This window comes from Albibacterium sp. (genome assembly GCF_035514885.1).
In the GTDB taxonomy this organism is placed as follows: Bacteria; Bacteroidota; Bacteroidia; order Sphingobacteriales; family Sphingobacteriaceae; genus Albibacterium.
In genome coordinates this window covers 227,924-250,653 of sequence record NZ_DATJCH010000012.1, presented here as the reverse complement: position 1 = coordinate 250,653, position 22,730 = coordinate 227,924, and the positions used below count along the sequence as shown (strand labels likewise).

The 22,730-nt window shown below is 36.5% G+C and carries 23 protein-coding genes; 7 read left to right on the top strand and 16 right to left on the bottom strand.

All coding sequences use genetic code 11. The features are described 5' to 3' along the window. Position 1: 1 nt before the first annotated feature. From VL047_RS04965 to VL047_RS04955, 3 genes are read right to left on the bottom strand one after another with little or no spacing between them, the layout of a single operon-like run. On the bottom strand, positions 2-424 hold the full coding sequence (locus tag VL047_RS04965) for an arsenate reductase ArsC (RefSeq protein WP_325358993.1): 423 nt from the start codon (positions 422-424) through the stop codon (positions 2-4). 2 nt (positions 425-426) lie between these two features. Further along, the gene (locus VL047_RS04960) at positions 427-894 is read right to left on the bottom strand and encodes a DUF6428 family protein (RefSeq protein ID WP_325358992.1); all 468 of its coding nucleotides are present in this window, start codon (positions 892-894) and stop codon (positions 427-429) included. 46 nt (positions 895-940) lie between these two features. Then, positions 941-1,270: a metalloregulator ArsR/SmtB family transcription factor gene (locus VL047_RS04955; protein ID WP_325358991.1), complete on the bottom strand. Its 330-nt coding sequence runs from the start codon at positions 1,268-1,270 to the stop codon at positions 941-943. A 268-nt stretch (positions 1,271-1,538) separates the two neighbouring features. Here VL047_RS04955 and VL047_RS04950 point away from each other — a divergent pair, with 268 nt between their 5' ends. Then, entirely contained in the window at positions 1,539-1,691 is a 153-nt protein-coding gene (locus tag VL047_RS04950; RefSeq protein WP_325358990.1) for a hypothetical protein, read from the top strand. A gap of 113 nt (positions 1,692-1,804) precedes the next feature. Here VL047_RS04950 and VL047_RS04945 read toward each other — a convergent pair whose 3' ends face one another. Further along, positions 1,805-2,023: a hypothetical protein gene (locus tag VL047_RS04945; protein ID WP_325358989.1), complete on the bottom strand. Its 219-nt coding sequence runs from the start codon at positions 2,021-2,023 to the stop codon at positions 1,805-1,807. Between the two features lie 79 nt (positions 2,024-2,102). Beyond that, entirely contained in the window at positions 2,103-3,236 is a 1,134-nt protein-coding gene (locus VL047_RS04940) for an NAD(P)-binding domain-containing protein (RefSeq protein WP_325358988.1), read from the bottom strand. A 169-nt stretch (positions 3,237-3,405) separates the two neighbouring features. Between VL047_RS04940 and VL047_RS04935 the strand changes: the two genes are divergently transcribed. Together VL047_RS04935 and VL047_RS04930 are read left to right on the top strand one after the other, a co-directional pair. Next, positions 3,406-4,281 carry a helix-turn-helix transcriptional regulator gene (locus VL047_RS04935; RefSeq protein WP_325358987.1) on the top strand — a complete coding sequence of 292 codons (876 nt, stop codon included), beginning with the start codon at positions 3,406-3,408 and terminating at the stop codon, positions 4,279-4,281. A 125-nt stretch (positions 4,282-4,406) separates the two neighbouring features. Continuing rightward, entirely contained in the window at positions 4,407-5,144 is a 738-nt protein-coding gene (locus VL047_RS04930) for an SDR family oxidoreductase (RefSeq protein WP_325358986.1), read from the top strand. A 213-nt stretch (positions 5,145-5,357) separates the two neighbouring features. Here VL047_RS04930 and glf read toward each other — a convergent pair whose 3' ends face one another. The 4 genes from glf to VL047_RS04910 form a co-directional block, all read right to left on the bottom strand. After that, positions 5,358-6,518: a UDP-galactopyranose mutase gene (gene glf, locus VL047_RS04925; protein WP_325358985.1), complete on the bottom strand. Its 1,161-nt coding sequence runs from the start codon at positions 6,516-6,518 to the stop codon at positions 5,358-5,360. Further along, positions 6,511-7,674: a glycosyltransferase family 1 protein gene (locus VL047_RS04920; protein ID WP_325358984.1), complete on the bottom strand. Its 1,164-nt coding sequence runs from the start codon at positions 7,672-7,674 to the stop codon at positions 6,511-6,513. Before VL047_RS04920 ends, glf begins: the two co-directional genes overlap by 8 nt. Positions 7,675-7,899: 225 nt before the next feature. Further along, positions 7,900-8,358 (bottom strand): PA2169 family four-helix-bundle protein, encoded by a 459-nt coding sequence (locus VL047_RS04915; RefSeq protein WP_325358983.1) that lies wholly within the window; start codon positions 8,356-8,358, stop codon positions 7,900-7,902. A 50-nt stretch (positions 8,359-8,408) separates the two neighbouring features. Then, positions 8,409-8,906 (bottom strand): ferritin-like domain-containing protein, encoded by a 498-nt coding sequence (locus VL047_RS04910; RefSeq protein ID WP_325359543.1) that lies wholly within the window; start codon positions 8,904-8,906, stop codon positions 8,409-8,411. A 334-nt stretch (positions 8,907-9,240) separates the two neighbouring features. Between VL047_RS04910 and VL047_RS04905 the strand changes: the two genes are divergently transcribed. After that, a complete protein-coding gene (locus tag VL047_RS04905) occupies positions 9,241-10,365 on the top strand; it encodes a glycosyltransferase family A protein (RefSeq protein ID WP_325358982.1) in 1,125 nt (374 codons plus the stop codon). On the opposite strand, the gene VL047_RS04900 is transcribed toward VL047_RS04905, so the two are convergent. Beyond that, positions 10,352-11,131, bottom strand: coding sequence for a PIG-L family deacetylase (locus VL047_RS04900; protein ID WP_325358981.1), 780 nt, complete (start codon positions 11,129-11,131; stop codon positions 10,352-10,354). The two genes, VL047_RS04905 and VL047_RS04900, sit on opposite strands and share 14 nt — an antisense overlap. A gap of 64 nt (positions 11,132-11,195) precedes the next feature. On the opposite strand from VL047_RS04900, the gene VL047_RS04895 reads away from it, so the two are divergent. Continuing rightward, entirely contained in the window at positions 11,196-12,362 is a 1,167-nt protein-coding gene (locus tag VL047_RS04895; protein ID WP_325358980.1) for a family 1 glycosylhydrolase, read from the top strand. Between the two features lie 30 nt (positions 12,363-12,392). Here VL047_RS04895 and VL047_RS04890 read toward each other — a convergent pair whose 3' ends face one another. The 6 genes from VL047_RS04890 to VL047_RS04865 are packed head-to-tail and all read right to left on the bottom strand — an operon-like array spanning position 12,393 to position 20,826. After that, the gene (locus VL047_RS04890) at positions 12,393-13,781 is read right to left on the bottom strand and encodes an MFS transporter (RefSeq protein ID WP_325358979.1); all 1,389 of its coding nucleotides are present in this window, start codon (positions 13,779-13,781) and stop codon (positions 12,393-12,395) included. Continuing rightward, the gene (gene uxaC / locus VL047_RS04885) at positions 13,769-15,175 is read right to left on the bottom strand and encodes a glucuronate isomerase (protein ID WP_325358978.1); all 1,407 of its coding nucleotides are present in this window, start codon (positions 15,173-15,175) and stop codon (positions 13,769-13,771) included. Before uxaC ends, VL047_RS04890 begins: the two co-directional genes overlap by 13 nt. Positions 15,176-15,229: 54 nt before the next feature. Next, positions 15,230-16,873, bottom strand: a complete 1,644-nt coding sequence (locus VL047_RS04880; RefSeq protein ID WP_325358977.1) for an altronate dehydratase family protein — start codon at positions 16,871-16,873, stop codon at positions 15,230-15,232. A 29-nt stretch (positions 16,874-16,902) separates the two neighbouring features. Next, positions 16,903-18,375 (bottom strand): tagaturonate reductase, encoded by a 1,473-nt coding sequence (locus VL047_RS04875; RefSeq protein ID WP_325358976.1) that lies wholly within the window; start codon positions 18,373-18,375, stop codon positions 16,903-16,905. 3 nt (positions 18,376-18,378) lie between these two features. Beyond that, positions 18,379-19,428: a PmoA family protein gene (locus tag VL047_RS04870; RefSeq protein ID WP_325358975.1), complete on the bottom strand. Its 1,050-nt coding sequence runs from the start codon at positions 19,426-19,428 to the stop codon at positions 18,379-18,381. A 45-nt stretch (positions 19,429-19,473) separates the two neighbouring features. Continuing rightward, positions 19,474-20,826, bottom strand: coding sequence for a Gfo/Idh/MocA family oxidoreductase (locus VL047_RS04865; RefSeq protein WP_325358974.1), 1,353 nt, complete (start codon positions 20,824-20,826; stop codon positions 19,474-19,476). Positions 20,827-21,051: 225 nt separating this feature from the next. Here VL047_RS04865 and VL047_RS04860 point away from each other — a divergent pair, with 225 nt between their 5' ends. Together VL047_RS04860 and VL047_RS04855 are read left to right on the top strand one after the other, a co-directional pair. Continuing rightward, complete coding sequence (locus tag VL047_RS04860) at positions 21,052-22,062, top strand: LacI family DNA-binding transcriptional regulator (protein ID WP_325358973.1); 1,011 nt, start codon at positions 21,052-21,054, stop codon at positions 22,060-22,062. Positions 22,063-22,228: 166 nt separating this feature from the next. Next, positions 22,229-22,684, top strand: coding sequence for a cold shock domain-containing protein (locus VL047_RS04855; protein WP_325358972.1), 456 nt, complete (start codon positions 22,229-22,231; stop codon positions 22,682-22,684). Positions 22,685-22,730: the final 46 nt, after the last annotated feature.

The window sequence follows — 22,730 nt, the reverse complement described above, 5'->3', positions numbered from 1 at the left end:
ATTAAGGTCTTAGATTCTCATTAACAAAGTTCTGTGCATATTTTCGTATCAACTCCCTCACCTGCCGAAACTGTTCCATAATTTCTTCATCAGAACCTAGTGCCTTCGCAGGATCAGGAAAATTACAATGCAGTTTTATGGCACTAGTCGGAAAATACGGACAATTCTCTTTAGCATTATCACAAACAGTTAGCACATAATCGAAGTCAATACCCCTATAATCATCTATATTATTCGAAGTGTGCTTAGAAATATCAATTCCATCCCGTTTCATAATCTCTATAGCCCTTGGGTTGACCTCATGAGTCTCTATTCCTGCACTGAAAACTTCTGCTTCATCTCCTGCAAAATATCGAAGGTAACCTTCAGCAATCTGGCTTCTGCAACTGTTTCCTGTGCAGAGTACTAATATTCTTCTTTTCATAACTAGCAACATCCACCATCCGGAGTACAACTATTCGCTGAAGCCACTAAATTTACCATTGCTCTTCTTGGAGCTTCTTCAACCCCACAGGCTTCGTTTGCCAAACATGCAGTCTGCTTAGCAATCAATAGAAAACTATTACCGTCATAACCAAGATCATATTTACCAACTGTTCCCGATTGGTATTCCACTTCAATCTCCAAATCATCCATACCCAACACTCTTTCTGATAAGGAAATGATGTGCAATAACTTTCCTGCTTTTAAACGATGCTCATAATCGTCTGCATTCCATAGTTGGAAATTGGCCACCTTTTCATGGCGAACCTTACCTCCACAGTCGATAAAGTCTTTTGTAATAATTCCTACTTCAGTAACATGGAAATGTTCAGGAACTTTTGTCCCGTTCTCCAACTGAAAATTTACGGTCTCAGCCTTTCCCAGTATTGTTTTAATTTCTGATAACTTCATAATTGATATTAATAATACTATTGCGATGATGAATTGCCTCAAAAAACTAACAACAGCTTTCCGGGTTTTTATACGAGGCAAGAAAACTGCCAAGCAACGATTCCAATAATGTCCAAGTTTTTGGTTCTATGCAATAACAGACTTTTACTCCTTCAATCGTACCCTGAATAATGCCTGCATTCTTTAATTCTTTCAAATGCTGCGAGATTGTGGCCTGTGCAAGCCCTAATTCATCAACTAGTTCTCCACAAATGCAAGCATTTGCAGAAATAATCTGTTGCAGAATTGCAATTCGTGCAGGATGCGCAATCGCTTTTAACAAAGTTGCAAGTTGATTCTGCTCTTCAGTGAAGATTTCTGTCTTTGTAATTCCCATAATTATATCGCAATATTACGATGAATGAATTAAATATTAAAATAAATTTTTATTTAATTTGCCATTAATTAAAAAACCGTCCACTTACTGAAAGATAATAGTAACCCCATCCCAAGCTCTCGCTTTTAAGTACCGTTTTTTGTAGCATTCTTGACACCTCAGCGTTCTTATTTGAACTAACCTTTAAATTACTTTTTTATGAAAAAAACTTTATGGGTCTTTATCTATCCTAACAGGATCACTGATTGCGTCTTGTAATAAAAGCGACATGCAATATGAGAAGAACAAGAATAGCGGAATGATTTCTACTTGCGGTTATGTTGAAGACGGTTGTCAAGATGGCTATTTTACAGGTATCACAATAGAAGAAATTGAAGTTTTGCAGTGCATTGATTGTGCAAATAAATATCCACAATTATAAGGCCCATCTAACTTTACAATCATAAAAAGCGCTGTAATTAAAAATTACAGCGCTTTTCTGTTTTATATTGTTTCATTTCTCGAATAAAACCATCTTCAGAAATGATAAACCAACTAATTGTTGTAATATTCCTCTATATCACTTTTTATAATCTCTTGAATTTTTAATGCTTTCTCCTGCATGAATTCAAGTTTTTTCATTTTATACGCTCTAAATTGTTCATCGTCTAAGAGCATAGCCGCTAAACTTTCAGTAGCTGCTGCAGTCTGTAGTTGTTGTTGATACAGAATAAATGCAAATTCGTTTTCAACATTATCTAAATTTTCTTCCATATCATAAAAGTAGTTATCCTTTTCATAATCAACCCTCTTCCGTCAACTACACTAACAATATTAGCAAATAAGTGTATTATTACAACTCAAGGAACTCAATCAACTCTCTGGCAGCTGTCCGACCGGCACGATTAGCTCCAATAGTAGAAGCTGACGGGCCATATCCAGTTAAATGTATCCTTGGGTCGCTTGCTACCTGTGTCGCCAATGATCCGGACATTGTAATTCCATTCTTGTCATTCATCAGCTTTAATGGAGCAAGATGGTCCAAAGAATGCCGAAAACCGGTATTCCAAAAAATAACATCGGCACTAAGTGTTGTTCCATCTTCCCATTGAACACCTGTTTCGGTAATTTCTTGGAACATAGGCTTTCGATTCATTACTCCACTGATCAACATTTCTTCAATAGCCGGAGTGATTGGCAGTCCGGTAACTGATACTACAGATTTTGGCGGTAAACCTTCCCGTACTCTTTTTTCCACCATCGCAACAGCCTCCCTCCCCAGTTCCAGAGTAAATTTATACCTTCTAAAATCAGGAGCCGTTCGAGTCACCCAAGTGGTTTGAGTTACCTTTGATATCTCACCCAACAGTTGAACTGCTGAAATCCCTCCTCCCACAATGATAACATGTTTTCCGGTAAATTCTTCAGCATGCTTATACTCACCCGTATGAAGCTGTATGCCCTTAAATTTTTCCCATCCGGGATATTTTGGACAATGGGGTGTTTTCCATGTACCTGTAGCATTGATTATCCCCCGAGCACTGAATTGAACTCCATTTGTTCGAATAATAAATCGGCCATTTCTTTCCGTAACTTCACTTACCCTGATCGGACGGATAACAGGAAGTTCAAAAGCGTTTTCATACTTTTCATAATACCTCGGTATTGCAATATTTGCTTGCAATTCCTTGTCATCCATATTTACGGCATCTGCAAAACCCATTCCCGGCAAATCATTTATACCATTTACATTGCTTAAGGTTAACGAATCCCATCGATGTTGCCAAGCTCCACCCGGACTAAACTCATCATCTAATATCACAAAACCTTTTCCCGGTTCTACGCCCTCTCTTTTCAGATGATATGCTGCCGACAATCCTGCCTGTCCTGCCCCTATAACCACGATATCAACTTTATAAAAAATATCAGGATGAAGAGTGCTTTCTTCTAAAGTATCAGCATTTTCAATGTCTTTATCAGATTTCATTAAAATAATTTTATGTTCCGTAAATCATGTTCCACCATTATTTTTCTTCTCACATTATATTCTTACAAAATACAAAATGAAATGCTCTTCTGTTAAGAAATTATACCCTTAATTAGTAAACTGTCAAATTATGTTTTGTATTTAAAGTTTGATTTGATTAATTTGCTAAATGTCTAACAAAACTATATCTGCGGTTCCAGCCCTTAATCCGGCTTTAAAATTGAACGGCTTTAAAGTCTATAAAATCTCAGAAATCGAGAGTCCGCCGCATACTCACGGCAGACGAGACTTTTATAAAATAGTTCTGGTTACAGGCAATATGACAATTAGCTACGGTGATCAAACAATTGAAATGAATGACACCTTCTTATTCTTCGCCAACCCACATCTACCCCACTCTGTTGTTCAGCATTCTAAAAAGAAAGGTTATGCTTGTCTTTTTACAGAAACCTTTATAACAGGCAGGGAACGCACTGAAATTTTACAAAAATCACCACTATTTCGCTACGGCGAAATACCTGCAATTCCTCTTAACAGTGAACAGGCAACGTTTATAACGGGTCTTTATCAAAAGATGTTATCTGTGCATAAGGGCGATTATACTTATAAAGACGAGTTACTGAGAGGCTGCATAGAACTCATTATTCATGAGGCACTGAGAATTCAACCATCACAAATTGAGTTGAAACAAAAAAATGCAGCTACAAAAATCACCACCTTATTTATGGATGTATTGGAACGACAATTTCCAATAGAAAGCATCAACTATCCGCTAAAGCTGAGAACCGCCCAAGACTTTGCACAAAAACTTTCCGTACACGTAAACTATCTTAATCGCTCGGTGAAGGAGATTACAGGTAAACCCACCTCTGTACACATTGCCGAACGCATCGCCGCAGAAGCAAAAGCCCTTTTGCAATATACCGATTGGAGTATTGCAGATATTGCCTACAGCCTGGGTTTTGAATACCCTACCTACTTTAACAACTACTTCAAACGATTAACCGGTCTTGTTCCTAAATCTTTCAGGATCCAAAAAGTTTGAAAATCATACTTTTTAGTTTGATTCTCATTAACTATACATCCTGTTTAGTCAGAACTTTGTATTAATAAAAATTAGCAGAATGGTCATGAAGACTGCTCTACACTTAAATTATTAAACAAAGAATCATGAAAAAAGTATTAATTACCGGTGCCAATAAAAGTATTGGCTTCGAAACGGCTCGTCAACTATTACAAAAGGGATATTATATTTATTTAGGTAGTCGTAATTTTCAAAATGGCCAGAAAGCAGTAGAAAAGCTGAAGGCTGAAGGCTTAAACGAAGTAGAAGCTATACAATTAGATGTAAGCGATCAAGAATCTGTAAATGCTGCTCGTAAAGAAATAGGTAGAAAAACCGACGTACTCGATGTATTAATTAACAATGCCGGTATCAGCGGTGGCCTTCCGCAAACAGCAACCGAAACAGCTGTTTCTATTTTCAAAAATGTGTTCGATATTAATTTGTTTGGAGTCGTAAGAGTAACCCAAGCCTTTATTGATTTGCTGAGCAATTCTCCACAGCCATGCATCGTAAATGTAAGTTCAAGTATGGCATCACTCACATTGAATAGCGACCCTAGCTGGTTGTACTATAATCATAAAGGCGCTGCTTATCTCCCCTCAAAAACAGCGCTTAATATGTATACTGTTAACCTGGCTTACGAATTTAAAGGCACTCCGTTTAAAATCAATGCCGTTGACCCTGGCTTTATTGCAACTGATTTTAACGATCACCGGGGAACCGGAACAGTAGAGGATGCCGGCAAACGTATCGTAAAATACGCCGTACTCGATGCCGATGGTCCGACAGGAAAGTTTATTAGTGAAGAAACGAACTCCGAAACAGGAGAAATTCCCTGGTAGTTAATGTCTGAATAATTGGAAATAAATCACCCGAGAATCGTTTTTATCACGATTTACTTAAACAGGGACCAAATAGGGGTCAAACAGGGACCAAACAGGGGCAAGACTCGCATATTGTCCCTGTTTGACCCCTGTTTGAACCTCGTTTTACCCGATTTTAACACGTTCTTGTTTTATACAATGACAATCTCAGATACTTGCCAAGTCTTATCCTTAAATCGCTGAAAGATCTTTACCGTTTAAAACAACACTATGATTTGTTAAAGGCTTAGAACCATCTCTTTCATTATCCCTAATTTGTTTAAAAGTAGCTAAGGCTTGTGCCACAACCTGATCCATATTATAATATTTATAAGTTGCCAAGCGTCCCACGAAATAAGTGTTTTTCATTTGCAGAGCCAGTTGATGATATTGCTTGTATATACTTGCATTTTCAGGCCTTGGAATAGGATAATAAGGATCTCCATCTGTCTTTGGAAACTCATAAACGATGGATGTTTTATGATGTTTCTGCCCACTTAAATGCTTAAACTCTGTTATCCTTGTAAAGCCGTAATCGTTGGGATAGTTAATAGTTCCAGTTTCTTGAAATTTTTCCTGATCTAAAGTTTCAAATTTAAATTCAATAGAGCGATAAGGTAATTTTCCAAAGCGGAAATCAAAATACTCATCAATAGGGCCAGTAAATATTAGCTTTTTATAAGGGATCACTCCCATAACATCCTTATAATCTGTATTCAACATGACATGGATATTCGGATGGTCTAACATTTTCTCAAACATTTTGGTATATCCATGCAGAGGCATTACCTGAAAGGTATCGGTAAAATATCGATCATCTTTATTGGTTCGCGTAGGAATACGGGCTATTACAGAGGCACTAAGTTGGGAAGGATCGAGATTCCATTGCTTTTTAGTATACCCTTTAAAGAATTTCTCATATAACTCACGTCCAATACTATTTATAACCACATCTTCTGAAGTCAAGACCTCCTTCTTCTTCTCTGCACGCTCCTTAAAAAAATCTGTCAGTTCATCACTATTAAGATTCAACCCATACATTTTATTAATGGTGTTTAAATTGATTGGGATCGGCAGTAATTGACCATCAACACTAGCTAACACTCGATGCTGATAATTCCTCCATTCTGTAAACTGTGATAGATAATCAAATACATCTTTACTATTTGTATGAAAAATATGCGGCCCATATTTATGAACCAAAATTCCGGCTTCATCGTAATAATCATAAGCATTTCCGGCAATATGATTTCTTCTATCAATGATAAGTACTTTTTTATTTTCCACTCGTGCTAAACGCTCCGCCAATACGCTTCCTGCGAATCCGGCACCTACTATCATATAATCATACATAAGCTTCTTTATTCACGGTTGATGTAGAATTCTTATTTTGAAAAACTTTTTTAATCTCAGTTAACATGCTCATATATGTATTATCCCAGGAGAGATCTTTCATATATTCATCTACCTTTCTTATCCACTCACCTTTATCCTGTTTATCTAATTCACTTTCAATGGTTTTTATAAAGCCTTCAGAGTTGCCACTTATATGAACCAGATTAGAGGTACCATAAGGATTAATAACATCGAAGATCGGAGTTGAAACGACCGGCACTCCTGCAGCTAAATATTCAAGAGTTTTAGTCGGACTGATATATCGTGTCGATTCATTAAGTGCGAAAGGAATTAAGGCTATATCCCAACCCGACAAATATGCTGGTAACTCATTGTATGTCTTTTGTCCTAAATAATAAATGTTACTATTTTTCGGTAAAGTATCTTCAGAAATTTTAACTACTGGGCCTATCAAAATTAGTTGCCAGTTGGGACGTTCTTGAGCTATATTTCTAATTAGTTCGATATCAAATCGTTCATCTATTACTCCAAAGAAACCAATTCTCGGACCCGGTATATTAGCCTGATCAGCTGGTTGTTCTTGTTGTTGTTTAGCTTTCGCAAAATGTTCTTTCTCGATACTGCTTGGGAATGGAAAAATAGCTGAATGTAATTGTTTTTTAGCTGCGTATAATGAATGTCCTCCTGTAAATACTAAATCGGCCTTTTCTATCAGCATCCTTTCTAAAGTTATTAATTCGGGTGGAGCAAACTTAAAAGCGGAAAGCTCATCCATGCAATCATAAATGATTACTTTCGGTTTATATTTATTAGTGAAGGCGTATGCCATTGGAGTATAGTACCAAAAGGCCCATTCGTCCATTTTCACGTCAAGTAAAAATTTATCGAGCAACATTGTCAATGCTGTATTAACAGCCTGTGGAACTGCTCCTTCTATCAAATGTGGCACTACAACATTTATTCCTTCACTCCTCTTTGAGATTGAAAGATAGTTTTCTTTCGGAGCATCAAAAACAGGTTCTTCAAAAAAATAAACCATTGTATCTTTAGCAAAACGGCTCAATAGATGCTGAGGTCGTTGAAATACAAAGTCCCAACGTAAATGCGAGAAGCAAAGAATGTGTTTGAGTGATATTTCGGTTAAACTTTCCATATTTTATTTTTGATTTTAGTTATGATCAAACAGAATGAACTGCCTGCAAGATCAACCAGCTGAAAGGAATGAATGTTTCGAGATATATACGCCATTTAATCAAGATAAATAGCCATTTTGTAATGAGAAAAATACCTGATAAAACTGTTACTTCTTTACCATAAACAAAAAAAGGGGTAGTTAACAAATGTTAACTACCCCTTTTTAAAAATAAAAAACTAGCTCTTAAATTTTTTCACTATCTCTTAAGAGTTTAACCTTATCATGTGCCGATTTTAATTCCATTTTTTGGTTGGTGATTAAAATTCGGGCATTGGGAAGAAGTTCTTCACTTGCTTCAGCTGTGCGGTAAGCCTTTTGAGCAGCATCCTCTCCAAACTCGCAGTTATTCAAAGCAGTTTGACGGTCGTTACCGGTAAAAACAGCCTTGATATCCATCCAGGCACGATATATTTTACCAGAAGTTGTTGTGCCCATTTCCACCTCTTCTCCTAAAGTTGAAACTTCATTCTGTAAAGCAGACTTCAGTTCCTGACTTTGTGTTATAAAACTTGTAAAAAGGTTTCTAAGATCAGTATCGGTTACTTCTAACTGTTCAATAGCTTTTTGATACCCTTCTATTCGATCATTGTTTATTTGAATAAGATCGTTCAGCACTTCAGCTGTATTTGTTGCAATAGACATAATTTTTAAAATTTAGTGTTTAATTAAATTACTATCAGAAAAGCAGTTGCTTATTCTTCAGAGGCCTCTTCATTCACAAAGTTCACAGCAATTTCTGTTAAGGCAACATCAGTTTCCTTCTCATTATCTAATGTTTGCTGCAATAAAGAAGTCACCTCCTCATGTCCCATCTTTTCAGCAAAAGTTCGCAAAGTACCATAGGTAGCAATCTCGTAATGCTCTGCTTTTTGAGCTGAAAGAATCAAACCTGCATCTCTTACTGCAGTTCCTTTGTCTGTATCTGATATAACAGAGTTAGCCTCTTCAATTAGACCCTCCATGGCATCGCATTTTTTAGCGGTTGCTTTCTCTCCTAAAAGTTCAAAAACCTTTTCAATGGTTTTAATATGAGTTTCTGTTTCTTGGGTATGTTTCTCAAAGGCCTGAGCCAACTCTTTACTTGTTGCAGCCTTTTGTAATTTAGGCAACGCTTTTGCCAAGTGTTTTTCAGCCCAATAGATATCCTTTAATTCATCTAAAAAGAACTGATGAAATTCTGAATCTTTCATCTGTTGCGAAATTGATGATTGTTTACTGTCAGACTTTGTGCCTGATGCTTTCGAATTGGTTGTTTTAGAATTTGTTGCTTTCGAACCTGTTGTTTTTGAGGTCGATGTTTTTTTTTCAGCTGCCATTTTATAATTTTTTAAATTAACATTATTTTAATTTCTAACTGAAAAGACAACAACGATATCTATGTAACGTTTCGCTATTTAGTAAAAATGGGTATTTAACACAAGCACATGTATAAATACTTATCTGCAAAAAAATATACGTCTTTTACCCTAATCGATAAACCTTCAATCATTAATAGAGTTATCTATTTGATTTATTTCAATGATCATGTCATTTAGAACTAAGCCTTCTCCTAATTTGAATATCTGTGTCATCATTCCTGTTAAAGATGAAGAAGATACAATTATTCAATGTCTGGAGGCATTAAGGCTTCAAAAAAACAGAGATAACAACCCTCTAAATTTAAATTTATTTGAAGTCTTGATATTAGCTAATAATTGCCTGGATCATACTTATTCTCATATAAAAGAATATCAAAGCACCTATCCTGAATTTCATTTGCTGGTAGAAGAAGTTACTTTTCCAAAAGAAGACGCGAATATTGGAACGGCAAGGCGTTTCCTGATGGATATAGCTTATTCACGATTTGCCTTATTAAATAGAAATGGAATCATAGCATCAACTGATGGTGATACGCAGGTTGATGAACATTGGATCAATGAAATAGAAATAGAAATGAAGAAAGGCTGTGATGTTGTTGGTGGAGAAATTATTACTAATTTAGAAGACTCAATAACCAGGCAGTATCACCTGAACGATATAAAATATCAAAACCTTATTGTACGATTGGAGTCTCTTATTGATCCCAAACCATGGAACCCATGGCCTTCACACTTCCAATGTTTTGGAGCAAACTTTGCCATTAAATGTCATATGTATGAAAAAGCCGGACGGTTACCTCGGGTCTCTTGCCTAGAAGATGTTGCTTTTTTAAAGTCACTGGAATTAAAAGATGCAAAAATCAGAAGAAGCCCAAATATAAAGGTAATTACCTCAGCTCGAAAAATAGGAAGAGTAGAAAAAGGCTTATCTCAACAATTAGCTTGGTTTGAGTCTTTAGGAAGCATGCAACTGATACAATCGGTGGAATGTGCTGAGTCAATTATCTCGCGAATAGAAATCAAAAAGCTGCTTTTTAACTACTGGAAAGGGCAAAAATCAAACTATTTACATACTTTGAACGCTTTACGGTATCATTTTGAAGAGGCAATTCTTAAAAAATGGCTGGATGATTCTGAATATTTTGGGGAATTATGGGATAAAGCTGAGGAAGAACTTGAAAGAAAAAAATGGTTTCAACAATGGGAACCTGTTGATATAGAAAAGGCCTTAAAAGATTTGACATCTTATGTTGCTAATATAGAAATGCCAATCCATTCTAAATCTTCCTGATCATATCGTAATATTCAAAAAATAGCTCTTCCTTATGATAAAAATGTTCTAACATTTTATTTGATAAAGTGAAACCAGTTGGATCATCATTAATAATTTGACCTAACTGAGAAGCATGCTGTAAAATGGCATGCTTTTTCTTTATTAGCACATCATTAATTTGCACCTTCCATAAATTCACTTCATTTTCCTGAGCTAATTGAGAAGCATCCGTCCGTTCCCAAAACCACACTGGGTATTCTAATACTCTGGATTGAAAGACACCTTTATTAATACCTTTTATGGCATTAACTGCAAGATTCCAAGTCGCTATATGATCTGGGTGCGGATCTTTCCTCCATGGAAGAAAAATAGTTGTGGGCCGTATTTTTATTATATATTCTTGAAGTAGCCGTGAAGTATACTCAAAATTGACAGGATTTAATTTATTCATATTAGAATCTGGCAATCGTAAAAACTGAATCGCCTCTGCATTTACATTTAATATATTTAAAGCTTTTCTTGCCTCTTCTTCACGTAAATCTCTCAATCTTTCTGCAGGATATTTTTTAGAGTTGGGATGAGACATCGTACCATCTGTAATAAAGATCAGATATACTAAAAAACCATTTTTTCTTAATAGAGCAATCGTACCTCCGCAAGCTAAAGACTCATCATCTGGATGAGGCACTAAAATTAACGAATTACCGATAATTAAACTATTTGAATCTGATATTATAGGTCCTTTACTAAAAGCAGAATCGAGAGCGGTATTTAAAATTCCCATATAAGATTTTTGATTTAAACAATTTGTCAATAAAACAGTTCTAAATAAAAACGAAAATCTAATTATGAGCTATAAGGAAAATCCATTTCTATCTTATTGGATGGGAGGTTTTGAATGCAGTGATAAAATTAATTGCTTCGGCAACCGGGTAGATTTGCTAAAGGAGACAGATCACATCGGCCAATTAAAATCTGACTACACAATGCTTCAACAGATAAATATTAATACTGTCAGAGAAGGGATTCGTTGGAGCGTTGTAGAAACAAAGCCTTTCTGTTATAATTTTGATACAGTACAACACATGATGGACATAGGTAACCAACTTGGCATTCAACAACTATGGGATTTATGTCATTTCGGTTATCCTGACGACCTTTCACCCCTACATCCTCAATTTACTCAACGATTTGTAGGATTATGTGCTGCTTTCGCTAACTTTTTTATTGAAAACTATGGAAAGAAGGAGCTTATCATAACGCCCATCAATGAGGTAAGTTTCATATCCTGGTTAGGAGGAGAAGCTGCTGGAACCGTTCCATTCTGCAAAACAGAAGGCTGGAACGTGAAATATAAACTTATGCACGCTTATATCGAAGGCATTAAGTGTTTAAAAAATATAAACCCTAATTTCAAAATACTCAGTACTGAACCTTTAGTTAGTATAGTTCCAGATTTAAATGCAACTGAAGAGCAAATTAAATTAGCACAGGCCACGCATGAGAATCAATTTCAAGTACTTGACATGTTAACTGGAAAGATTTGTCCGGAGCTAGGTGGTGCACCTGAATTTGTGGACATTATTGGCTTAAACTTTTATTATAATAACCAATGGGTCAACAATAGCATTGAAGGTATTTTTCTACCATGGGCCAATGAGAATTCTGATCCGAGATGGCGGCCTTTACATTCGTTGATTGAAGAAGTTTATCAACGTTATCACTCCCCGATAATACTAGCTGAAACCAGCCATAGCGGAGAGCATCGCTCCAACTGGATACATTTCGTTTCTGAGCAATGTAACATTGTATTAGATAAAAATATCCCATTCTGGGGTATATGCATCTATCCTATTATCGACCGACCAGATTGGGATCATTTGGATATATGGCATCATTCCGGAGTATGGGATTATTTTGCAGAAGGCGGAATAAAAAGGAAACGCAATGAAGAGTACGCAAACAAAATAATGGATTGTCAACTTACTACTTCTAAATTGTTTATTACAGACTAACTTTCAATTCTGCCCTATCATCAATCTCACTTAATCATCAAGATTAACCAGCTTCATTTTTGGAACTAACGCTTTCATTATTAACCACGCAAACAGATATGAAACTGCACATATTGCAAACATAATGGAATACCCCATATGAATATTATCTATTGCAGCATAATGGTCAAAAATTGCCCCAGCCATTTTGCTCATTACCACCCCTCCTATACCACCCGCCATTCCACCTATTCCAACTACTGAACCAACTGTAATATTTGGGAACATATCTGATACAGTAGTAAAAATATTTGCAGACCATGCCTGGTGTGCTGAAGCGCCAATTCCTATTAAAATTACAGGAACCCAATAGCTAATATGACCTAAAGGTTGTGCTAATAAGACCAATAAAGGAATGAAGGCGATAATAAGCATTGCTTTCATCCGGCCATCGTATGCATTATACCCTTTTTTGATATAATACATTGGAAACCAACCACCACCAATACTACCAAACATCGTTAATCCATATAATACTCCTAATGGAATCATAATGTCGGTGCCAATCATACCATACTCTGCCTTCAGATAAGACGGTAACCAAAACAGAAAAAACCACCATACACCATCGGTCATAAATTTACCGATCGTAAATGCCCATGTTTGCCGATAGGTTAATAACTTCGTCCAACGAACTTTTTTAGCCTTATCTTCTTCCTCCGCTATAGATACTTCAACAACTTCGGTATCACTTTGAATGTAGGCTAATTCTGAAGCTGATAACCTTTTCTGCCGTTCTGGTCTTTCATAGAACCAAAACCATAAAATTAACCATAGAAAACCAACGGCACCAACACCAAAAAATGTACTCTGCCATCCCCAATGTAATGCCATCCATGGAACAGTTAGCGGAGCTATAATAGCTCCAACGGTCGATCCGGAATTAAATATACCCGTTGCCAAAGAGCGATCCTTCTTTGGAAAATACTCGGCAGTAGCTTTAATTGCTGCCGGAAAATTACCAGACTCTCCCATACCCAAAAAAGAACGAGCAGCAATAAATCCAATTACAGAAACCGAGAGACCGCTTATTCCTAAAATACCCAAAATAGATACGATTCCTTCACCTAATGGAATTGCATACGCATGAAGAATTGCAGCAAAAGACCAAACAATAATTGCTATCGCAAAACCCCACTTTGTTCCCAAGCGGTCAATAAAACGTCCCGCAAAAAGCATTGAGAATGCATACACAAATTGAAATGCAGATGTAATATTTGCATAATCAGTATTTGTCCAGTTAAATTCTTCCTCCAACATAGGATGAAGCAGACTTAAAACTTGTCTATCTAAATAATTGATCGTCGTAGCTGCAAATAGTAAAGCACATATTGTCCATCTATAATTGCCTGCGGCTTTAGTAGCGTTTATATGTTCCATCCAAAGTATTTATTAGCATTGTTGTAAGAAATATCCTCTATAATTTTACCTACCCACTCAATATCATTTGGTATCTCACCGTTTTCTATTTCAGTACCAAACAAGTCACATAAGAGACGTCTGAAATACTCATGACGAGGGAAAGATAAGAAACTTCTTGAATCTGTCAGCATTCCAACAAAATGACTAAGCAACCCCATATTCGATAAGGCATTAATTTGTCTGGTCATCCCATCTTTCTGATCAAGGAACCACCAAGCTGAACCATATTGGATTTTCCCGGCTACAGATCCGTCGTTAAAGTTCCCGATCATTGTAGCAAATAATTCATTATCACTCGGATTAAGATTGTATAATATGGTTTTAGTCAACTTATTGTCTCTGTCTAGTTTATTTAGAAACCTAGATAATGTTCTGGCTTGCGAGAAGTCTCCAATTGAATCCCATCCTGTATCTGCCCCCAATTGGCTCAACATCCGGGTATTATTATTTCTTAAAGCTCCTAAGTGATACTGCTGTACCCATCCTTTTTCAGCATCCCATTGGGCAAACTCTACTAACATCGCTGATTTAAATTTGCGATGCTCTAAAGGTGATATTTCTTTATGGGAAATTGCTTTTTCAAAAATGCCCTTAATTTCCTCTGGAGTATAATCGTCACAATAAATCTCTTCTAACCCATGGTCAGACACTGTGCAACCCATCTTGGCAAAAAAATTATGCCTATTCTTCAATGCATTTAAAAAGTCTGTATAGTTTGAAATTGACACATCTGAAACAGACTCAAGTTTCTTTACATACAAATTAAATTTATTAAGATCATCCAAATTCATTGCGTTATCTGGTCGAAAAGCTGGTAAAACAGGAATCTCATAGCCTTCATCTTTTAATTGTTGATGAAAATTAAGAGAATCTGTTGGATCATCGGTAGTACAAACCGTTTTCACGTTCATTTTTTTCAGCAATCCCCTAACTCTAAAATCTTCGGTTTGTAGTTTTTCCTGGCATTGATCATAAATCTTATCAGCATTTTTTCCACTCAAAACTTCATGAATATCAAAATAACGTTGCAATTCTAAGTGTGTCCAATGATGCAAAGGGTTTCTCAATGTATAAGGAACTGTTTCAGCCCATTTACGAAATTTCTCCCTATCAGACTTATCTCCTGTAATATAACTCTCATCCACCCCATTAGCACGAAGTGCTCGCCATTTATAATGGTCTCCATTAAGCCATACCTGACTGATATTCTCAAACTGAGTATTTTCTGCAATCTGTTGTTGAGGCAAATGACAATGGTAATCGATGATTGGCATTTTAGCTGCATAATCATGAAAAAGTGTTTGCGCAGTTTTAGTACTCAACAAGAAGTTTTCATCTACGAATTGTTTCATCGTTATTGGTTTTGAAAAAGTATCTATTATTATTTTAGAAATGCTATACTGCTATTATAATGAAATACCACGTTTCCAAGGAATAAAATCATCTTGATTAAGCTGTACTGCTTTAGGAAGAACTTCTCCTGATGCTGCTCTGATACAATATTCAAGTATTTCTTCACCCATTTCTTCAATAGTTTTATCCCCAGAAATAATCGGACCGCAGTCAATATCAATGATATCTCCCATCCGTTTAGTTAGTTTACTATTTGAAGACACTTTTATAACCGGACAAATTGGATTACCTGTAGGTGTACCTAAACCAGTAGTAAATAAAATAAGTGTTGCCCCGCTCGCAGCTTTACCGGTTGTTGCTTCTACATCGTTTCCTGGCGTGCAAACCAAATTTAACCCTGGCTTAACAGCAAGCTCAGTATAGTCTAAAACGTCAACAATAGGTGCCGTTCCACCTTTTTTAACAGCTCCATTACTTTTAATAGCATCAGTAATCAATCCATCTCTAATATTACCCGGCGAAGGATTCATATGAAATCCAGAACCCACACTTTCAGCAGAATCATTATAAGCTTCCATCAATGAAATGAATTTTCGGGCAGCAGTCTCATCTATTGTACGATCAATTATATTCTGTTCAGTTCCACAAAGTTCAGGAAACTCAGCTAGCAAAATCTTTCCTCCCAATGCAACCAATAAATCAGAACAATAACCAACAGCAGGATTAGCAGATATCCCACTAAAGCCATCGCTCCCTCCACATTTTACCCCAATCGTTAATTTACTTAAAGGTGCGGCTTGTCTGGTTATTTTATTTGCTTCAATCAGACTTACGAAAGTCTTTTTAATAGCATCTGTAATTAATTGCTCCTCACTCAGTGATCCTTGTTGTTCAAAAACATGGATAGGTTTATCAAAATTCGGATTTCTTAATTTCAGATCAGTTAAAAAGTCTTTAACCTGTAAATTCTGGCATCCTAAACTCATTACAGTTACTCCTGCAACATTCGGATGGTCAGCGTATGCCGCTAACAATTTGCTTAAAACCGCAGCATCTTGTCTGGTCCCCCCACAACCTCCCTGATGATTTAGGAACTTAATACCATCAACATTTTTAAATAAACGATCAACAGGTACAAGAGATTCTTTGATATTTAACTCCTGTTTTTCTATTTCTTTACCGGTTTCATATAGTTCCCGGAGAAGATGAACTTTAGCTTTATATTTATCTGTAACCGCATAACCTAATTCATTATGAAGTGCCTCCCGAATTACATCCAGGTTTCTATTTTCACAAAACACCATGGGTATAAACAACCAGTGATTCGCTGTACCAACCGTACCATCGCTTCGATGATATCCATTGAAGGTTCTTCCCTCAAATTTATGAACATCAGGAGCAGTCCACTGGTAACTATAAGGTCGGTATTGATATTTTGCGGCTGCATGTTTCACGTTGTCAGTATTCATACGTGAACCTGTTTTTACATCGTATTGTGTTTTGCCTACCAGTGTACCATACATTATAATGGGATCACCATCCTTCATATCTTCCATAAAAAACTTATGCTTAGCTGGAATTGCCTCCTTCAAGAGGTAAGATATCCCTTTATACTCAACTGTCTCCCCTGCTTTTAAATCTTGCAAAGCGACTAGTACATTGTCATTGGCATGTACCTTTAATACTCGATATAACATCTTTTAATTAATTTGAAAAAATCTGATTATTATTTATTCTGGCTATCATTCATCTGTCTGATTACATCTAGCGCCGGATAGTTCAACAAGAGCTGCAATTTCGTTTTCACTGCATCTGCAAACCCAGGAATTTGGCTTAAATCTACATTCCACAGTTTCTGATTACTTAATACCTTATTTACCAATTCACTTGGCGTATATTCTTTCCATAAAGAATTCAAAGATGATTCATCCCCTTCAGAGTCTTTCATAAAAAGCAAGTAAGCAGCAAAGCCCAATGCCATATACTGAGGAGGGCTTTGATGTTTATTTGTATACTTCTCAATTAAAGCTACCGTACGCATTTGTAGTTTCGAAGTATAATTAAAGCAAATGCTCTTCCATGAATGGTCGAGGAAGGGGTTGCTAAATCTATCAACCACATGACCTGCAAAATCCTGTGCTTCAGCTACAGAAATCTCTTCACCAGTAATGGCAGGTATAATTTCCTCCTGCAACAACTGCTGTATATAACGCACAAAGTCTTTATCTTTCATAGCCTCCTTTACAGTCGGAAAGCCACACAACAAGGCTAAGCCACAAGAAAAGGTATGGCTACCATTCAACAAACGTAATTTAAGTTCTTTTAGCTTTCCAATATCGGGAACGATAACGATCCCCTTATCAACACTTGCAAAAGAAAGTATCTTTTTCACTTCGTCACTATTTGACTCAATAGCCCAAAGTCTAAAAGGCTCAACCAATATTGCTAAATCATCAATATATCCCAAACGCTGTTCTTCTTTTTCCTGATCCTCCTTTGATAGTTTTCCGGGCACAATACGATCAACAAGTGTATTACAGATGTGATTCGCCTGATTAATCCATGCAATAAAATCTTCACCAAGATTATGGATTCGCGATAGTTCAATTATGATCTCTTTCAGCTTAGTTCCATTATCACTAATCAATTCTGTGGGTAATATAACCAAACCTTTACTGCTATCGCCTCTGAAATGTAGGAAGCGTTTGTATAATAATGCGGTTAGTTTAGCAGGGAATGAATTTGGAGGTCCTGCCTTCAGATCATCTTTTGTATCCAAAACAATGCCGACTTCGGTTGTATTCGAAATAACAACCTCCAACTCATCTTTTATGGCAACATCAAGTATTTCTTTCCAATCAGCAGTAGCAGTAAGCACCCTACTAATAGAAGAAATCACCTTCGACTTTTGAACCTCAATCCCATTCTCTATCCCCTTAATATACATAGTATACAGGCTATCTTGATCTTCAAAATCGCTTATTCCACCCTTATTAGTGGATTTTACTACAACAACGCGCCCGTTAAATACGCCTTGTTGATTAGCTTTATCTATAAAATAATCTGGAAGTCCTCGAAGCAAAACACCGGTACCGAACTGTAAAACCTTTTCAGGTAATTGATCCCAGCCTGGAGCGGGGCTTGCTAATTCTTCCGACAGTTTATTTTCTTGTAAGAAAGCTTTATTCAGTTTTTTCATTAATTAGTTATTAGAAGTGGCAAATGTATCAAACGCTGCATTCACCTGATCATCAGAAAGGTTACTTCCTGAATTAATAAGTACTTTATATTTAAACACTACTGATTCACCCGCTTTCAGTTTATAATCTAATACTTCTTTACCTTTGCTAAACTCTTTTTGTCCCAAAGGGTTAGCAGCAAATAGTCCATAACCACGAGCATGCCAGTAGGTAGGATACCCTACATTTTCAGGATTATCAAGAATAACCAATGAAACAGGCTCTTCTCCTATTTTTCCATTCAGATTAACCCACTTTCCACGGGTAGCCCAAACACTATCACCTTCAATTCCTTCACTACTGCGATACAAGCCTGTTACGCCTTCATTATTCATCTGTGCCACATCAGTAGCTATTCCATTTGCATCGGTAAATTTCTCAGGCTTATCTGAAGGATGTTCCAGCTCACGTGCTACTCGAATTCCCAATAAACCTTCTTTATTATCCATAAATGAAACGTCTTCATCTAAAGCAGTCAGCTTGGTAACCAGCTCAATAGCGCGTTCATCACCTTCCTGTGTAAAAATATATTTGGTCTCTTCTTTTAAAAGGCTAGTACCATCCGGTTTTTGCCAATCCATAGTTACTTCTAACTCTGCTTTATTATTATCGGCAGTCATATTGTTAACCGAAACATGCTTAATGGTGCCAAAACCATCTTTCTTCTCAGCAGGTATAGCTGTTGAATTATTCCAGAAATCCAGCCCATTAACATCACCATAATTGAACCACATACCAACATGATGAGGGTGATCTACACGTTCTCCCGGACGAGGATCCATAGGCCAACCCCTGGTCACCAATGTACCTTTTGAAGTACGCAATGGATACAATACAGGTTTCATCAATTCATCCGGATAAATATACGAAGTAAATGGCTCACCATCTACTGTAATATCAACTCGTTTATCTGCCTGATTCTCCACTATATTAAAGCGAGTGGCATCGTTAGGCGTCTGTGCAGAGCACGAATTAAACAATATCAAGCCCCCAAAGATCAGGGGTTTGATCATTTTATTATTTTTGATCATTTCTTTTGCTTATAAAAATCTGTGTATTTAACTAGTAATAACTTCTTGTCTCGCATCATCAAACGTCACTTTCTTACCAGTTTCCATCGCTGTTCTTGCCATAATATTTGCAACTGAATGATTGTATCCAGCTTGAACTGAAGCATTCGGTGTTTTTCTACTACGAACACATTCCATCCAATTACGCATATGAAGGGAAGTCATGGGATCGCCTCCTGTGTTTGCTGATGTCTCCATTTTTGCAGCATTAGCAAGTGTAAAAGGAGTCAATAAGTTAGCCTGCATTCCCATTTCTGCTGCCGACCTAGCTGTCAATCCACCAGTTGATGTTACTTCATTCGTATCCAGATTCAGCATACCGCCATTCGAGTAATACAACTCTTTGACATCTCCCGCAGAGTTAGTAAAACGAGAAGAATATAGAACCTGGAACCCTTTGCTCATATCATCGGCCGGCCCATAGTCCATTACCGCTGTTGCAGTATCCGGATTTTGGCGACCATCTTTCCAGGTATAAATACCTCCATTTGCAACTACACTTCTTGGGTGATTCAATCCTGAAAACCAATGTACCGTATCAATTTGATGAGCCATCCACTGTCCCCAAATACCAGAAGAATAAGGCCAGAATAAACGAAACTCTAAATATTTACGTGGATCCCAGGCTACTTTAGGTCTATTCATTAAAAAGCGATCCCAATCTGTATCTTCCTGACGAATTTCACTTACCAATTTCGGTAAACGCCATCGTCCCGGCTGATTTACATTCCAGGTCATTTCTACCATATTAATATCACCGAACTTACCTGATTTAATATATTCGTTGGCAGCTATGTAATTAGGTGCGCTTCTACGTTGCGATCCTACTTGCAATATTTTTCCAGTTTCTTGAACAGCTTTCAAAAGAACCTTCGCATCTTCCAATGTTTCAGCCATTGGTTTTTCTACATAGACATCTTTGCCATTACGAACAGCTTCTGCCGCCATTAAAGCATGTTGAAAATCTGCTGTACTAATAATTACTGCATCAATACCTTGAGCAGCATGTAACTCGTCATTATTACGATATTTTTTAATTGTATTCCCCGTTTTATCTTTTATGAAAGCTTCTGCTTCATCGCGACGCCGATTCCAGATATCTGAAACAGCCACGAATTCGAAATTAAGCTCTTTTGAATGATTCATAAAACAAGGAACTAAGGAACCACGAAAACGATTAGAGAAACCAATGATACCTACTTGAACCCGGTCATTAGCTCCCATAACACGGCTGTAGCTTTTAGCATTAACCCCCATTGCTGATAAACCAAGAACACCGGCACCTAGTGAAGCCTTCTTGATAAAATCCCTTCTTGAATTTTCTGAATTGTTTTTTTCCATAATAAGTAACGATTAATAATGGTTTGGACATTGAACTATGTCATATCATAAACAAGTTTAATACATAACAGATTAAAAAGCGACTTTCTTAAGATAAAAAAGTACGCAAACGATGCCAATAATATTTGCAATTGTAATAAAAAAAATAAAGGTTGGACTAACTAATCATTTTTTTATCTTTGATATAACACGTACATAAAAGTACTCAAATCAATTATAATTAAAGTGTTCAAACCAATTACAATTAAAGACATCGCTATTGCTTTAGACCTCTCGCCTTCTACTGTATCCAGGGCACTAAGTGACAGCTATGAAATTAATACAGAAACAAAAAAAAGAGTTCTTAATTATGCTGAAGAACACAATTATAAAAAGAACCCAATTGCTTTAAGCTTAAGACAACGCAGAAGCTATTCCGTAGGGATTATCGTTTGCGAAGTTGCCAATAATTTTTTTTCACAAGTGATTGATGGGATTGAATCTATTGCATATAGTAAAGGTTATCACGTAATCATTTCCCAAAGTCATGATTCTTATGAACGAGAGGTTATTAATATACAACATTTAGCAAACCGGTCAGTTGATGGTTTGCTTGTATCCATGTCTGCAGAAACCAAAGACTTTACACATATTTTAAAACTTCATAAGCAGGGTTTACCTATTGTATTCTTTGATCGGGTTATTTCTGTATTCGACACCCACACAGTAACCTCAAACAACAAGCAAGGAACCAAAAATGCAACCCAGGCTTTAATTGACAAAGGCTTTAAAAGGATAGCTCATCTAGCAAATGCTCCGCATTTATCAATTACAAAAGAAAGGTTAGACGGGTATAAGGAAGCTTTACGCGACAACAATATGGAGGCTGACGATTCTCTCATACGTTACTGTCATCATGGTGGTCGTTTACAGCAAGAGGTAGAGGATGCCATCAAATACTTTATCAGTCTGGATGAAAAGCCTGATGCAATCTTTGTAGCTAGTGACCGTCTCAGTATTGGCTGCTTAACTGCACTTAAAAAACTTTCTCCGAATCAAATACATCCAGCAGTAACCGGATTTTCAAATTCTGATATATTAGATTTACTTCAACCCGGATTTTCATGTGTCCGTCAGCCAGCATTCGAAATGGGCAGAGTAGCTATGAATATGCTGGTTCAACTAATAGAAAGTAAACATCCGGTAACTGAATTTGAATCCATTGTTTTAGATACTGAATTGATAAAACGAAAATAAAGCAACTATTTTCATCATTCCCTATCCTTTATAACAATAATTATATTAGCATTAGTAATTAGCAATAATTAGCTGTATATTTGCATTCTACGCATAAGTGCGCTCATTTATCTTCTCCAAAACAGATCATTATTTTTAAAACAAAACAATAACTCTAAAATAAAATATGGCTAAATCACAAGAAACATTTAACAAAAAAGAAAAAGAAAAAAAGAGATTAAAAAAGAAACAAGATAAGGAACAAAAAAGAGAAGAACGCAAAAACAATTCATCTAAAGGTAAAAGCCTTGAAGAAATGTATGTTTATGTGGATGAGAATGGCGACTTAACTTTTACCCCACCTGATCCAAAGAAGAAAAAGATTATCAATCATGAAGATATTGAAATTGGTGTTTCTAAACAAGAAGCTCCAGATCCGGCTGATCTGATTAGAAAAGGAATCATTACATTTTTCAACGAGTCTAAAGGATACGGTTTCATAAAAGACCAGGTATCACAAGAGAGTATCTTTGTACACGTAAATAGTCTAGAAGAAGAAGTAGGTGAAAACGATAAAGTTACTTTTGAAACCGAAAAGGGTCAAAAGGGACTAAATGCTGTTCGTGTTAAAAAACAGAAATAATTTATTCAAAATCGCATATGTAGTCTCTATAATATCAGAGCTCCAT

What these genes read in the sequence shown, in the direction of transcription:
- VL047_RS04900 (WP_325358981.1), bottom strand. Translation starts at nt 11,131, where the DNA reads ATGGGAATTTTAAATACCGCTCTCGATTCTGCTTTTAGTAAAGGACCT.
- VL047_RS04930 (WP_325358986.1), top strand. Translation starts at nt 4,407, where the DNA reads ATGAAAAAAGTATTAATTACCGGTGCCAATAAAAGTATTGGCTTCGAA.
- VL047_RS04880 (WP_325358977.1), bottom strand. Translation starts at nt 16,873, where the DNA reads ATGTTATATCGAGTATTAAAGGTACATGCCAATGACAATGTACTAGTC.
- VL047_RS04940 (WP_325358988.1), bottom strand. Translation starts at nt 3,236, where the DNA reads ATGAAATCTGATAAAGACATTGAAAATGCTGATACTTTAGAAGAAAGC.
- VL047_RS04865 (WP_325358974.1), bottom strand. Translation starts at nt 20,826, where the DNA reads ATGGAAAAAAACAATTCAGAAAATTCAAGAAGGGATTTTATCAAGAAG.
- VL047_RS04905 (WP_325358982.1), top strand. Translation starts at nt 9,241, where the DNA reads ATGTCATTTAGAACTAAGCCTTCTCCTAATTTGAATATCTGTGTCATC.
- VL047_RS04950 (WP_325358990.1), top strand. Translation starts at nt 1,539, where the DNA reads ATGCAATATGAGAAGAACAAGAATAGCGGAATGATTTCTACTTGCGGT.
- uxaC (WP_325358978.1), bottom strand. Translation starts at nt 15,175, where the DNA reads ATGAAACAATTCGTAGATGAAAACTTCTTGTTGAGTACTAAAACTGCG.
- VL047_RS04870 (WP_325358975.1), bottom strand. Translation starts at nt 19,428, where the DNA reads ATGATCAAACCCCTGATCTTTGGGGGCTTGATATTGTTTAATTCGTGC.
- glf (WP_325358985.1), bottom strand. Translation starts at nt 6,518, where the DNA reads ATGTATGATTATATGATAGTAGGTGCCGGATTCGCAGGAAGCGTATTG.
- VL047_RS04955 (WP_325358991.1), bottom strand. Translation starts at nt 1,270, where the DNA reads ATGGGAATTACAAAGACAGAAATCTTCACTGAAGAGCAGAATCAACTT.
- VL047_RS04915 (WP_325358983.1), bottom strand. Translation starts at nt 8,358, where the DNA reads ATGTCTATTGCAACAAATACAGCTGAAGTGCTGAACGATCTTATTCAA.
- VL047_RS04920 (WP_325358984.1), bottom strand. Translation starts at nt 7,674, where the DNA reads ATGGAAAGTTTAACCGAAATATCACTCAAACACATTCTTTGCTTCTCG.
- VL047_RS04935 (WP_325358987.1), top strand. Translation starts at nt 3,406, where the DNA reads ATGTCTAACAAAACTATATCTGCGGTTCCAGCCCTTAATCCGGCTTTA.
- VL047_RS04855 (WP_325358972.1), top strand. Translation starts at nt 22,229, where the DNA reads ATGGCTAAATCACAAGAAACATTTAACAAAAAAGAAAAAGAAAAAAAG.
- VL047_RS04895 (WP_325358980.1), top strand. Translation starts at nt 11,196, where the DNA reads ATGAGCTATAAGGAAAATCCATTTCTATCTTATTGGATGGGAGGTTTT.
- VL047_RS04875 (WP_325358976.1), bottom strand. Translation starts at nt 18,375, where the DNA reads ATGAAAAAACTGAATAAAGCTTTCTTACAAGAAAATAAACTGTCGGAA.
- VL047_RS04965 (WP_325358993.1), bottom strand. Translation starts at nt 424, where the DNA reads ATGAAAAGAAGAATATTAGTACTCTGCACAGGAAACAGTTGCAGAAGC.
- VL047_RS04960 (WP_325358992.1), bottom strand. Translation starts at nt 894, where the DNA reads ATGAAGTTATCAGAAATTAAAACAATACTGGGAAAGGCTGAGACCGTA.
- VL047_RS04890 (WP_325358979.1), bottom strand. Translation starts at nt 13,781, where the DNA reads ATGGAACATATAAACGCTACTAAAGCCGCAGGCAATTATAGATGGACA.
- VL047_RS04910 (WP_325359543.1), bottom strand. Translation starts at nt 8,906, where the DNA reads ATGAAAGATTCAGAATTTCATCAGTTCTTTTTAGATGAATTAAAGGAT.
- VL047_RS04945 (WP_325358989.1), bottom strand. Translation starts at nt 2,023, where the DNA reads ATGGAAGAAAATTTAGATAATGTTGAAAACGAATTTGCATTTATTCTG.